At 57.1% G+C, this 13336-nt stretch carries 10 protein-coding genes; 2 read left to right on the top strand and 8 right to left on the bottom strand.

Going from position 1 to position 13336, the window contains the following annotated elements; genetic code table 11:
* Positions 1 to 14: 14 nt before the first annotated feature.
* Positions 15 to 1295 carry a DUF3422 family protein gene (locus tag GG681_RS00295; protein ID WP_153543930.1) on the bottom strand — a complete coding sequence of 427 codons (1281 nt, stop codon included), beginning with the start codon at positions 1293 to 1295 and terminating at the stop codon, positions 15 to 17.
* Between the two features lie 216 nt (positions 1296 to 1511).
* Positions 1512 to 2084: a flavodoxin family protein gene (locus GG681_RS00290; protein ID WP_153543928.1), complete on the bottom strand. Its 573-nt coding sequence runs from the start codon at positions 2082 to 2084 to the stop codon at positions 1512 to 1514.
* Between the two features lie 102 nt (positions 2085 to 2186).
* On the opposite strand from GG681_RS00290, the gene GG681_RS00285 reads away from it, so the two are divergent.
* Positions 2187 to 2552, top strand: a complete 366-nt coding sequence (locus GG681_RS00285; protein ID WP_153543926.1) for a winged helix-turn-helix transcriptional regulator — start codon at positions 2187 to 2189, stop codon at positions 2550 to 2552.
* A 56-nt stretch (positions 2553 to 2608) separates the two neighbouring features.
* Here GG681_RS00285 and GG681_RS00280 read toward each other — a convergent pair whose 3' ends face one another.
* From GG681_RS00280 to GG681_RS00255, 6 genes are all read right to left on the bottom strand, one after another.
* Positions 2609 to 4042 (bottom strand): NAD(P)(+) transhydrogenase (Re/Si-specific) subunit beta, encoded by a 1434-nt coding sequence (locus GG681_RS00280; protein ID WP_153543924.1) that lies wholly within the window; start codon positions 4040 to 4042, stop codon positions 2609 to 2611.
* A 13-nt stretch (positions 4043 to 4055) separates the two neighbouring features.
* Positions 4056 to 5627, bottom strand: coding sequence for a Re/Si-specific NAD(P)(+) transhydrogenase subunit alpha (locus GG681_RS00275; protein WP_328593210.1), 1572 nt, complete (start codon positions 5625 to 5627; stop codon positions 4056 to 4058).
* 135 nt (positions 5628 to 5762) lie between these two features.
* On the bottom strand, positions 5763 to 6134 hold the full coding sequence (locus tag GG681_RS00270) for a methyltransferase family protein (RefSeq protein WP_268968969.1): 372 nt from the start codon (positions 6132 to 6134) through the stop codon (positions 5763 to 5765).
* A gap of 842 nt (positions 6135 to 6976) precedes the next feature.
* Positions 6977 to 7729: a gamma-glutamyl-gamma-aminobutyrate hydrolase family protein gene (locus GG681_RS00265; RefSeq protein WP_153543922.1), complete on the bottom strand. Its 753-nt coding sequence runs from the start codon at positions 7727 to 7729 to the stop codon at positions 6977 to 6979.
* Between the two features lie 178 nt (positions 7730 to 7907).
* A complete protein-coding gene (locus GG681_RS00260) occupies positions 7908 to 8333 on the bottom strand; it encodes a GlcG/HbpS family heme-binding protein (RefSeq protein WP_153543920.1) in 426 nt (141 codons plus the stop codon).
* Positions 8334 to 8439: 106 nt separating this feature from the next.
* Positions 8440 to 10542 (bottom strand): malate synthase G, encoded by a 2103-nt coding sequence (locus GG681_RS00255; RefSeq protein ID WP_153543918.1) that lies wholly within the window; start codon positions 10540 to 10542, stop codon positions 8440 to 8442.
* A 214-nt stretch (positions 10543 to 10756) separates the two neighbouring features.
* Here GG681_RS00255 and pepN point away from each other — a divergent pair, with 214 nt between their 5' ends.
* The gene (gene pepN, locus GG681_RS00250; protein ID WP_153543916.1) at positions 10757 to 13321 is read left to right on the top strand and encodes an aminopeptidase N; all 2565 of its coding nucleotides are present in this window, start codon (positions 10757 to 10759) and stop codon (positions 13319 to 13321) included.
* Positions 13322 to 13336 lie beyond the last annotated feature (15 nt).

Genomic DNA, 13336 nt, shown 5'->3' with positions numbered 1-13336 from the left:
ACAGTGATGTTTTTTCAGTGCAGGCTTTTCTTGATGCGCTGCACCATCCACCACACCAGAAAAATCACCGGCACTGTCACCCCAGCGGTCAGCATCCCCTTGGAAATACCAAAGGCTTTGGTCAGCGGATACAGCGCATAAGACGCCAGCGACACCGCATAATAGCTGATTGCCACAACCGAGAGCCCCTCAACCGTGTGCTGCAGCCTAAGCGCCAGATCCGCGCGCCGATCCATGCTTTCAAGAAGCGCCTGGTTCTGCGCACTGCGCTCCACATCCACCCGTGTGCGCAGCAATTCACCGGCACGCCGCGCCCTGTCGGCCAGTGTCAGCAAACGTGCCTCGGTCGATTTCACCGTGCGCATCGCGGGGTCATAGCGGCGGATCATAAACTCGGCAAAGGTCTGAAACCCCTGAAACCGCTCTTCGCGCAGCAGTTCCACCCGCTGGTTGACCAAGGCCTGATAGGCCCCGGTCGCGCCAAACCGAAAGGACGACCGCGCGCCCAAGGATTCAAGTTCGGCCGATACCGTCAGCAGATGTTTCAGCGTTGCCTCCGCATCCACCGTCTGCCCGGTCATATCCTGCATCATATCAGTCAGATGATTGTCGAGCGCGCCAATTGTTGGCATCAAGCCCCGCGCCCGCGAAAACCCCAACATCGACATGGCGCGGTAGGTCTCAATCTCACACAGGCGCTGCACCACACGGCCGATGCGCTTGGGGCCAGTGTCTTTATTTGCATAGACCGCAAACCGCATATGCCCCGCCGCATCAATGCGGAAATCACCGGCAATCACCGCACTGTCATCCAGCACCTGTGACACTGCCAGGCTTTCAGTCACCAGCCAGCTTTCGAGAGTATTGCGCACCTGCTTATCCCCAGGTCGCTCCATCACCCGGATCATCACCGAAGCGATTACTTGACCGGGGGCCTGTGCCATCCAATCGGCTGGAAACGCATTAAAATCCGCCGAATCAAAGGCGCGATCCCCTACCCCCTCACAATAAAGCATATAGCTCACGAATTCGGTGTGTTGCTCCCATTTGAGCTTATAACGACCAAGCTCAGCGGAATGGTGGGTGGCACCGGGTTTGGGGTGCGGCTGGCCGTGACGGTCCAGCAGTGCCAGCAGATGGTCTACATCCAGCCCGCGATCACGCGCCACCGCTTCGCTTGGCTTTTTCACCGCAAAAAAGATCACCGTGCTGGGTGCTGACATTGCGGGAAATGGGCGCGCATGCAGCTCATTGGCCATCTGATAACGCAGCGGGTGGTCTTGAAGGGAAGTCATTCGCGGCTCCTTGATCTTCCTGCAGACCCTATTCAACCGCGTTAAATTTGTAAATATTACTTTCGTTTCAATGGCTTAACTGGATACCAAAGTATACAACACCAAATTCATATACGACACGTTCCAAACGGTTCGGCAGGCCCATCCCCCGCTAAACCTCTGGAACAACAGAAAAACAGGGGGCGCAACGGCCCCCTGCCTGATCAAAACCGCAGATTATCGCGCCGCATGCAGCTGGGCAATTCCGGCGATATAGGCTCCATAATCATGCGCCGATTGCAGATCGCCCTTGCCCGGTGCCTGATCGGGCCTGGCATCCGCGGGCGAAATCGCCAAGGCGCCGCTGGAGCCCCCGGCAAAGTTACGATCATCCGGCCCCGAGTTCAGCATATTGGCGGGTGCCTGATTGAGCGGCACCCACAGCATTCCATGCTGGCCGGTAAAGGTGCGCAGGTAGTTCATGGTCTCACCTTTGTCACCCACGGCGCTGGCGCTATTGGTGAAACCACCGGTGATTTTACTGGCCCATTTGCGCTCCTGCCAGCGGCCAGAGGATGCATCGATAAAGCGCTTAAATTGCCAGGGCACCCCGCCCATATAGGTGGGCGCGCCAAAAATCAGCGCATCCGCCGCATCCGCCGCCGCCCACAGCGCATCTGACACCACACCATCATCGGGAACCGCCCACAGACGCGCATCAGCTTTGCTCTGCGCCCCGTCCAGCACCGCCTGTGCCTGTTTGGCCGTATGCCCATAGCCAGAAAAATAAATAATTTCGATACGTGCCATCTGCACTCTCCTTACTGGTTGCACAGCACAGATGGCAAACCTACATTCAAAAAGTAAGTAATTACCAATAAGTAACCAGTTACCAAAAGGAAACCGAACATTATGTCTTCTGCCGGCTGCCCGATGGATCCCGTTCTCAAAGCCGTTACAGGTCGTTGGACCACCAGCATCTTGTGGCAACTCTCCTGCGAGGGGCCATTGCGATTTGGTGAGCTGATGGGGCTGATGCCGCAGATCTCGGCCAAGGTTCTGACCGACCGGCTGCGCATGCTTGAGAAAAACGGCATTGTGCTCAGGATACAAAAATCCACCATCCCGCCCGAGGTCAGCTATGAGCTGACCGAACAGGGCCGCGACCTGCATCAGGCGCTGCGCTCGCTGCATGAGGTTGCACTGAAATGGGATGCTGCGGGCTGGCTGCCCGACAAAGGTTTCCCGGATCCCGCCGTGCAACAGGCCGCAGAGTAGTCCACAAAAAAGGCGCCCCGAATGGAGCGCCTTTTCATCTGTTATATCGATCCAGATCAGCTGATCATGGTCAGCAAAGAGTCGAGTGAGGCTTTTGCATCACCGTAGAACATGCGGGTGTTGTCTTTGTAAAACAGCGGGTTCTCGATGCCGGAATACCCGGTACCCTGACCACGCTTGGATACAAACACCTGCTTGGCTTTCCAGCACTCCAGAACCGGCATGCCCGCGATCGGCGAGTTGGGATCTTCCTGTGCCGCCGGGTTCACGATGTCATTGGAGCCAATAACAATCGCCACATCGGTTTCCGGGAAGTCATCGTTGATCTCTTCCATCTCAAGCACGATGTCATAAGGCACTTTTGCTTCAGCCAGAAGAACGTTCATGTGGCCCGGCAGACGGCCCGCAACCGGGTGGATCGCAAAGCGCACTTCTTTGCCTTTGGCGCGCAGACGACGGGTCAGCTCAGCCACGTTTTGCTGTGCCTGTGCAACCGCCATGCCGTAGCCCGGAATGATGACCACACTGTCGGCCTCTTCCAGTGCCGCAGCCACGCCATCGGCGTCGATTGCGATCTGTTCGCCTTCAACTTCCATAGCAGGGCCAGAGGTGCCGCCAAAGCCGCCCAGGATAACGCTGACGAACGAACGGTTCATCGCCTTACACATGATGTAGCTGAGGATCGCACCAGAGGAGCCCACAAGCGCACCCACAACGATCAACAGGTCGTTGCCAAGCGAGAAACCAATCGCCGCCGCGGCCCAGCCTGAATAGGAGTTCAGCATAGAAACAACCACCGGCATGTCGGCGCCGCCGATGCCCATGATCAGGTGGTAGCCGATGAACAGCGCCGCCAGTGTCATGATGAACAGCGGGAAGAAGCCGCCAGAGCCCATGTACCAGAACAGTGCCAGCAGCGAAATAACAGCCGCTGCGATGTTCAGCAGGTGGCCGCCCGGCAGTTTCGTGGCCGCTGATGTGACCCGGCCAGACAGTTTGCCATAAGCAACCACAGAACCGGTAAATGTCACCGCACCAATGAACACACCAAGGAACAGCTCAACCCGCAGGATGCCGATCTCAACACCGTCTTTCTTGGCGAGAAGCGCAGCAAAACCTTCCAGCGTTTTCTTGGCGGCGTCATCCATCAGCAGAACACGGCCCAGTTCGATATGGGCGTTAAAGCCCACAAATACCGCAGCCAGACCCACAAGCGCGTGCATGCCCGCAACCAGCTCAGGCATCTGGGTCATTTCAACCTTGGACGCCAGCATATAGCCGATCAAACCGCCACAGGCGATCAGGATAAGCGACAGCACCCAAAGACCCGCACCGGGGCCGATCAGGGTTGCAAACACCGCCAGCGCCATGCCGACAATGCCGTACCATACCGCGCGTTTCGCGCTTTCCTGACCTGAGAGACCACCCAAGGACAGGATGAAGAGAACAGCAGCCACAACATAGGCCGCAGTGGTAAATCCGAATTCCATCTACCTGTACTCCTTAGGATTTCTGGAACATGGCGAGCATACGCCGTGTCACGAGGAAGCCGCCAAAGATGTTGATCCCGGCCATAAACACCGAGAGCGCACCCAAGAGGATCACCAGCCAGGAGCCGGAGCCGATCTGCATCAATGCACCCAAAATGATGATCGATGAAATCGCATTGGTCACCGCCATCAGCGGGGTGTGCAGGCTGTGCGAAACATTCCAGATCACCTGGAAGCCAACAAACACCGACAGAACAAACACGATGAAGTGCTGCATAAAGCTTGCAGGCGCAATCAGGCCCACACCCAGCAGAAGCGCTGCACCAATGGTCAGCAAGGTCACCTGCTGTTTGGTCTGCGCTTTGAACGCTGCAACTTCTTGCGCGCGTTTTTCTTCCGGTGTCAGCTCGGGCACCACTTCTTTGGGCTTGGCTGCAATCGCGGCCACTTTTGGCGGAGGCGGCGGGAAGGTGATTGCACCTTCGTGGGTGACAGTTGCACCACGGATCACATCGTCTTCCATGTTGTGATTGATCTGACCGTCTTTTTCAGGGGTCAGGTCAGTCATCATGTGACGAATGTTGGTGGCATAAAGGCTCGACGATTGCGTCGCCATCCGGCTTGGGAAATCGGTGTAGCCCACAATGGTCACGCCATTGTCGGTGACAATTTTCTCATCCTTGACGGTGCCTTCAACGTTGCCGCCACGCTCGGCTGCAAGGTCAATGATCACAGAGCCCGGCTTCATCGCCTGAACCATATCTTCCAGCCACAGTTTCGGGGCCGGACGGTTCGGGATCAGCGCGGTGGTGATCACGATGTCAATGTCAGGGGCGATTTCACGGAATTTCGCCAGCTGTGCGTTGCGGAACTCTTCCGACTGAACAGAAGCATAACCGCCGGTGGCCGCGCCATCCTGCTGCTCTTCTTCAAAGTCGAGATAGACAAATTCCGCGCCCATGCTTTCGACCTGCTCCGCCACTTCGGGACGCACGTCAAACGCATAGGTAATTGCACCCAGCGAGGTCGATGTACCAATTGCAGCCAGACCAGCAACACCGGCCCCCACAATCAGAACCTTTGCCGGGGGAACTTTACCCGCCGCAGTCACCTGACCGGTGAAGAAACGACCAAAGTTGTTGCCTGCCTCGATCACAGCGCGATAGCCCGCGATATTGGCCATGGACGACAGAGCATCCATTTTCTGCGCACGTGAAATACGCGGAACCATTTCCATCGCAATCACATTTGCGCCGGATTCCTTGGCCGCTTCCATGCCCGCTTCATTGCCCGCAGGGTTGAAGAAGGAGATCAGCGTCTTGCCTTTTTCAAGGTAAGTCAGCTCGGTTGCATCCGGCTCACGCACCTTGGCAACAACATCCACTGCTTTCCACAGCGCATCCGCACCTTCGATGACTTCAACACCCGCATCCGTGTAGGATTGGTCGCTAAAGCCAGCGGCCTGACCAGCACCGCTTTCAATTGCACACTCATACCCCAGCTTTTGCAGCTGGCGCGCCGAGTCCGGGGTCAGCGCCACCCGCGCCTCCCCGGCAAAAGTTTCCTTTGGCGTACCTAATTTCACGTACGTTCCCCTTTTTAGTCACGTCCGCGCCGAGAAGTGGCACGGATCGTAAGTCATACAAACCAAATGGCGTAACCTGATACATCAGGCAGCGCGCGATCCCCAATTTATGTGCTGAACTGCCCAAAAAAGTCGCTAGATCCATCTTCGCGTCTTATTTTTATACTCCGTCCATAGAGCCGGGAACTGGGACTTTAGCCGCAACTCCTCTGCCAAGATAAATCTGCGTTGCAACACCCAGATGAAAACACCGACGCAGAGGGTCGACACCACAGTGCCGAACCGCAAAACCACACCCACAAGCACCAGCACATCAGCGACGTAGATGGGGTTTCGGCTTATCCCGAACGCCCCTGAGGTCACCAACTTTGATGCCATATCATGCGGGTGGACCGTGGTGCGATGGCGCCACATCTGCCAGAGCGCCGCTGCCACCAAGGCTGCTGCGGTGCCCCACACAAGCCAGACAAGACCTGTGGGAAACCAGATTGCATTGCGCGGACCCATTGGCAAGAATTTTGCCTGTGTCCATACAATTGCGCACATCAACAGCAACCACACTGGCGGAATATCCAGCCATCTTTTTACGATTTTGCTAATCACACCCGAAAGGTTCCCTGTTCGCCACGCAACATAGTTTCGCGAACAAAATGCAATTGGTCCCGCGACAAGCTGTCACAGGGAGCCCAATAGGGAACAAAAGCCATGTAAAACACGACTTGGCGGAAGGAAATTTTCCGCAATGCGGCATTGTGGTCGATTTTGTTCTACCACAGGCTGCTTTGATTCATTCAGGCTTGCTTATATTGCAGGATGCATACCTTTGTACACCAAAATTCTCGACCTTTTTGAGTCCTTTTGCGACGCTTTTGGCGATAATTTTGCTATGCCCCGTAACATTTGCGCGGCATTCAGGGCTGGTTGGCTCTGCTCTGCCTCACATCAACACGGTACGTTTTTATGCTGGCGCTCAACAGGCATTCATCAAAAAGGGTTGCATCAGCGGCCAAATCATCAGCCGGTTGAGCCCCCTTTATCTAGTCGGCGAGGGGCTCCCACCACCGGGCGCTATGTGGCTACCGCCCTGCGGCATCCGCGACAAGAGGGCCGCCAAATACATCTCTACAATCCATCGCGGCTGTGATCCGCGCGCGCCCCGCACTCCATAGGCTTCAGCCTGCGCACAGGCGCGCAAGGATGGGCCTCATTTTTGGGGATCATCTTCAATCATTCGGGCGGCGATGCACCTTGCATCACCCAATTGGGCGCGGGTCATCGCCATTTATGCCCCAGCCAGCAGGCCACGCCAAATGGCCATCACATACGGTACGGCCAGATCCACCCAGACATCAGCTCCGCCCGGCCCAGCTGTGTACGGCTTCACCAAAAGCTTCAAACAGCGGACGTGAGACCGGATCGGTTGGCGCGTGATATTCCGGGTGCCATTGCACTGCCTTGGTGAACCCCGGCGCATCCTTGATATAAATCGCCTCGGGCGTGCCATCTTCGGCGGTGCCATCAATCACAACACGCTGACCCGGCTGTTTGATCCCCTGCCCGTGCAATGTGTTGGTCATCACCTTGTCGCAGCCCATCAGCCGGGCAAATTCGCCCCCCGGCGTGAACTCTACAAAATGGCGCAGGGCGAATTTCTCCTCGATGGTGCCATCCGGCGGCATCCGGTGGTTCATCCGCCCCGGCAAATCGCGGATCTCAGGGTACAGCGTGCCGCCCATGGCGACATTCACCTCTTGGAAGCCGCGGCAGATGCCAAAAAACGGCTGCCCCCGCTCCACACAGGCGCGCACCAGCGGCAAGGTAATCGCATCGCGCGCCCGGTCAAACGCGCCATGCGCCTCGGTCTCGGGTTCGCCATATTCATTGGGATGCACATTGGGGCGCCCGCCAGTCAGCAAAAAGCCGTCAAACGCTTCCAACAATTCATCAACCGAGACAAACCGCGGATCAGACGGGATCATCAGCGGCATACAGCCCGACACATCGGCCACCGCCTCTGAATTCATGGTGCCCCCGGCGTGAACCGGGTAGCTGTCATCCAAGAGATAAGAATTCCCGATGATCCCAACGCGAGGTCTCGTCATACGGCACCTATTTTATTGTTTCTTGACGGCTCAGTTTTACCGCCACTAACTGAGCCTGCCAATTCCCCAGACCAGCGCAAGCCATTGTTCAACAATGCACACTGAGTGTTAATTTCCTGCGCACAGTTTTCAGGCGCACTAATATTTGTGCGTAAAATTACACCACATCCTTGCGCGATCAGATCTCAGCAACAAGCCCTGCCGCTTGGACCCCGGCCTGCCCCGCAATTGCATCATTGTCAGAGGTATCACCGGTGACGCCCACCGCGCCCACAACCACGCCGCCTGCGTCGCGCAGCAGGATGCCACCGGGCACCGGCACAACCTGACCACCATAAACGCCGTTTACCGCCGCCATAAAATAGGCCTGACTTTCGGCACGTGCCATCTGCGCTGTCCCTGCCATCCCCAGCATCACCGCGCCATAGGCTTTGCCCTGCGCAATGCCAAACCGCCCCGGTGCCGCATTGTCTTCGCGTTCAAACGCCAGCACATGGCCACCCGCATCCAGCACCACCACAGACAGTGGCTTCAGCTCCATCTCGCGCCCCTTTGCGCGGGTGGTTTCAATAATGATCTTTGCCTGTTCCAGTGTCAGCGTCATGGTCCCCTCCCAAAATGATAAAAGAGGTTTACGCCTCTTTTGTCATTTGCTCAATGCGACCAAGCCGCCTCCACCTCGGGGCTAGCCCGCCGTTTCCGGCTCAGGACTAGCCTGCCGCTTTCAGTTCAAGGCGGCGTTTGTGCAGCACAGGTTCGGTATAACCAGAAGGCTGCATCCGGCCCTTGAACACCAGATCACAGGCCGCCTGAAACGCAATACCGTCAAACCCCGGTGCCATTGGGTGATAGGCCGGATCATCTGCATTCTGCTGATCCACCACGGCGGCCATCTTTTGCAGCGCCGCCATCACCTGCGCCTCGCTCACCACCCCGTGGTGCAACCAGTTCGCCAGTGCCTGACTGGAAATCCGACAGGTGGCGCGATCCTCCATCAGCCCCACATTGTTGATATCAGGCACTTTGGAGCAGCCCACGCCCTGATCGACCCAGCGCACCACATAGCCCAAAATGCCCTGTGCGTTGTTTTCGATCTCTCTGGTGATCTCCGCATCACTAAGGGTTTCCCCCGCTGTCAGCGGCAGCGTCAGCAGATCTGCCAAGGTGCCACGGGGGCCAGCTGCGCGCAGCCCCTCTTGCACCGCCGCAACATCCACCATGTGATAATGCATCGCGTGCAATGTCGCTGCCGTTGGCGATGGCACCCAGGCACAAGATGCGCCCGCCTTTGGGTGACCAATCTTCGCCGCAAGCATCTCTTCCATGCAATCAGGCATCGCCCACATGCCCTTACCAATCTGCGCGCGCCCTTTCAGGCCACAGGCCAGACCAATATCAACATTGCGGTCCTCATAAGAAGTGATCCAAGGCGTTGCCTTCATCTCACCCTTGGGCAGCATCACCCCCGCTTCCATCGCGGTGTGGATCTCATCGCCGGTGCGATCCAGGAAGCCCGTGTTGATAAACGCCACCCGCGATTTCGCCGCGCGGATGCATTCCTTCAGGTTCACCGAGGTGCGCCGCTCTTCGTCCATAATGCCAAGCTTGACGGTATTGCGCGGCAATCCCAGCGCGTCTTCAACCTTATCAAAGATCTTGACCGCAAAAGCGACCTCTTCGGGGCCGTGCATCTTGGGCTTTACCACATAGACCGAACCGGTTTGAGAATTGCCGCCCTCAGCCTTTAGATCATGCATCGCGATCAACGTGGTGACCATCGCATCGAGCAGGCCCTCGCCCGCCTCGCGGCCCGCGCTGTCCAACACCGCAGGCGTGGACATCAGATGCCCCACATTGCGCACCAGCAAAAGCGAGCGCGATTTCACCGTGAAATCACTGCCATCCGGCGCGGTATAGGTCTCATCCTGATACAGCACCCGCGTGGTGATCTTGCCATTTTTTTCAAAGGTCTCGCTAAGGTCGCCCTTCATCAGCCCAAGCCAGTTGGAATAGGCCAGCGCCTTGTCGGGCGCATCAACACAGGCCACGGAATCCTCACAATCCATGATGGTCGACACGGCCGCCTCAAGGTTTACAGCGGCAATATGTGCAGGATCATTTTGGCCGATTTCATTATCTGCACTCACCAGAATTTCGATCTTTAGCCCGTTGTTTTGGAACAAGAACCCCTGCCAGTCACCCTGCTGCATCTGGCCCAGAAACTGCGCATTATCTGCCAGCGGCGCAGCAGCAACATCTGTCACCTCACCCCATGTTGTGCCCCGCAGCGGCACCGCCTGATCCAAAAACGCTTTGGCATAGGCAATGACCTTTGCCCCACGCGCGGCGTCATAACCGCCACCCTCAGGCAGATCGCCCAGCGCATCGGTGCCATAAAGCGCATCATAGAGGTTGCCCCAGCGCGCATTGGCGGCATTCAGCGCAAAGCGCGCGTTGGTGATCGGCACCACCAGCTGCGGGCCGGACATCTCGGCAATCTCAGGGTCCACATTGGCGGTGTCGATCTCAAACGCCTCGCCCTCGGGGATGAGATAGTCAATCTCGCGCAAAAACGCCTCATAGGCGGCAGCATCATGAGGTTTGTCTTTGTGCGCCAGATGCCAGGCATCAATCTTGCCCTGAAGTTCAGATCGTTTGGCCAGAAGCGCCCGGTTTTCATCCCCCAGCCCGTTGATCAGATCCGATAGACCGCGCCAGAACTGATCGGCGGTAATACCCGTGCCCGGCAGGGCTTTTTCTTCAATAAAATCTGCCAGTTCATCGGCCACTTTGATGTTGTGTATATCGCGCATGATCTTCTCCCAACTGGCTGTCTCCATAATGGCTAGCGCAATTCCCACGCTCCAGCAATGAGCCTGGCCCGGTGGTTTTCACCCCTCAGGCAGGAGCTGTTTCAAAAATCGCCGAGGGGTGGCACAGGCGGGCATAGTGCAGCAACTGCCCCTTGCTGCGCGCGCGCATCACTCCTACTGATAAGACAGAGCTGACAAAACAGGATCTGCTGCGATGAAAGATGCCGCACCGGCCACCGCGCCCGAAACCATTTACCTTAAGGATTACAAACCCTTTGGCTTTGACGTGGATGCGGTTTCGCTGACGTTCAAACTGGCACCTGAAACCACCCGCGTGATCAGCAAGATCCAGTTCAGCCCGAAAAAAGACGCCGCAGATCCGCGCTTTTTTCTGCATGGCGAAGAGCTGAAGCTGATCTGGGCCAAGATCGACGGTCAAGACATCACCCCCGATCTGATCAATGGCGGGCTGGAATGCGCCGTGCCCGACCAGCCTTTCACCTGGGAAGCAGAGGTTGAAATCAACCCGCAGGGCAATACCGCTCTCGAAGGGCTTTATATGTCCAATGGCATGTATTGCACCCAGTGTGAGGCCGAAGGTTTCCGCAAAATCACCTTCTACCCCGACCGTCCTGATGTGATGTCCACCTTCACCGTACGCATTGAGGGCAGCGCGCCCGTGCTGCTGTCCAACGGCAATCCGGGTGAGGCAGGCACGGGCTTTGCTGAATGGCACGATCCCTGGCCCAAACCCGCCTATCTCTTTGCGCTGGTCGCCGGCGATCTGATCAATCACCCGGATCGTTTCACCACCAAATCCGGCAAGGATGTTGAGCTCAACATCTGGGTGCGTCCGGGGGATGAAAACAAATGCGCCTTTGGTATGGAAGCGCTGAAAAAGTCGATGACCTGGGATGAAGAGGTCTACGGTCGCGAATATGACTTGGACATTTTCAACATTGTCGCCGTGGATGACTTTAATATGGGGGCGATGGAGAACAAAGGGTTGAACATTTTCAACTCTTCTTGTGTTTTGGCCTCTCCCGAGACTTCGACCGATGCAAACTTCGAACGCATCGAGGCAATCATCGCCCATGAGTATTTTCACAACTGGACTGGCAATCGGATCACCTGCCGCGATTGGTTCCAGCTCTGCCTGAAAGAGGGGCTGACGGTTTACCGCGATGCGCAGTTCACCTCTGATATGCGCTCTGCCCCGGTGAAACGCATTGACGATGTGATTGCGCTGCGCGCGCGCCAGTTCCCCGAAGATGGCGGCCCGCTGGCGCACCCCCCGCGCCCCGAGGCCTTTCAGGAGATCAACAACTTCTACACCGCCACTGTTTACGAAAAAGGCGCCGAGGTCATCGGCATGCTGAAACTGCTGGTTGGCGATGCGGCCTATTACAAGGCGCTGGATCTTTACTTTGATCGCCACGATGGTCAGGCCTGCACCATCGAAGACTGGCTGCAAGTCTTCGAAGACGCCACCGGCCGCGACATGAGCCAGTTCAAACTCTGGTACTCTCAGGCGGGCACCCCACGGGTGACGGTGAATGAGGCCTATGAAAACGGCACTCTCACACTGACCTTTGCCCAGGAAACCGCCCCCACACCGGGCCAGCCCAACAAAGACCCGCGCGTAATCCCAATCGCTGTTGGGCTTTTGGGTGACACCGGTGATGAGATCCAGCCTACCACCGTGTTGGAGCTGACCGAGGCAAAACAAAGCTTCACCTTTGAAGGGCTCGCCAGCAAACCGGTACCGTCAATCCTGCGTGAGTTTTCCGCGCCAGTGATTTTGCAGCGTGAGAGCACCAATAGTGAACGCGCCTTCCTGCTGGCGCATGACACCGATCCGTTTAACCGCTGGGAGGCGGGCAATGCGCTCGCCACTGACACCCGCATCAAAATGGTCCTGAACGGCGCGGCACCTGATGCGGCCTATCTTGATGCGCTGGTGAAACTGGTGCGTGATGACAGTCAGGATCCGGCGTTTCGCGCGCTGGTGCTGCAACCGCCCAGCCAGTCGCAGATCGCACAGGTCCTGTTTGAAAAAGGCCACACGCCGGATCCCGAAAAAATCCATGATGCGGCGGAAACCTTTGCCCAAAGCCTGGCGCAGGCGCTCGCCGACAGCTTGCCACGCCTCTATGCCGACACCACCGTTGATGGCCCCTATGTCCCTGATGCTGAAGGCGCGGGCAAACGCTCGCTCAATGGCGCGCTTCTGTCTTTGTTGACCCGTCTTGATGGTGGTGCTCAGGCGGCGCGCCAGTTTGACGCCGCAGATAATATGACGCTGCAGTATCAGGCGCTTGCTTGCCTCTTGCGCGCTGAAAACGGTGCCGCCCAGTCTGAGGCGTTTTATCAGCAGTGGAAAGACGATCGTCTGGTAATGGACAAATGGTTTGCGCTGCAGGTCGCCACCGCAAAACCACAAACCGCCAGCAAGGTCGCCGGGGATCTGACCCAGCACGCGCTGTTCACCATCAAAAACCCCAACCGTTTCCGCGCGGTCATGGGCGCGCTTGCAGGCCATCACGCGGGTTTCCATCTGGCAACCGGTGCGGGCTATGAACTGCTGGCCGACAATCTGATAGCTTTGGATAAGCTTAATCCCCAAACCACCGCCCGCATGTGTTCCGCCTTCCAAACCTGGACACGTTACGACGCGGATCGCCAAACACAGATTCGCGCCCAATTGCAGCGTATTCTGGCCAGCGACGGCCTCAGCGGTGACACAAATGAAATGGTCAGCCGCATCCTGGACGCATAAAACAAAGGGCTGCAG

The organism is Tritonibacter aquimaris (genome assembly GCF_009617595.1).
Lineage (GTDB): Bacteria > Pseudomonadota > Alphaproteobacteria > Rhodobacterales > Rhodobacteraceae > Epibacterium > Epibacterium aquimaris.
The sequence above is the reverse complement of the archived record's forward strand: the minus strand, read 5'-3'. Positions and strand labels throughout refer to the sequence as shown.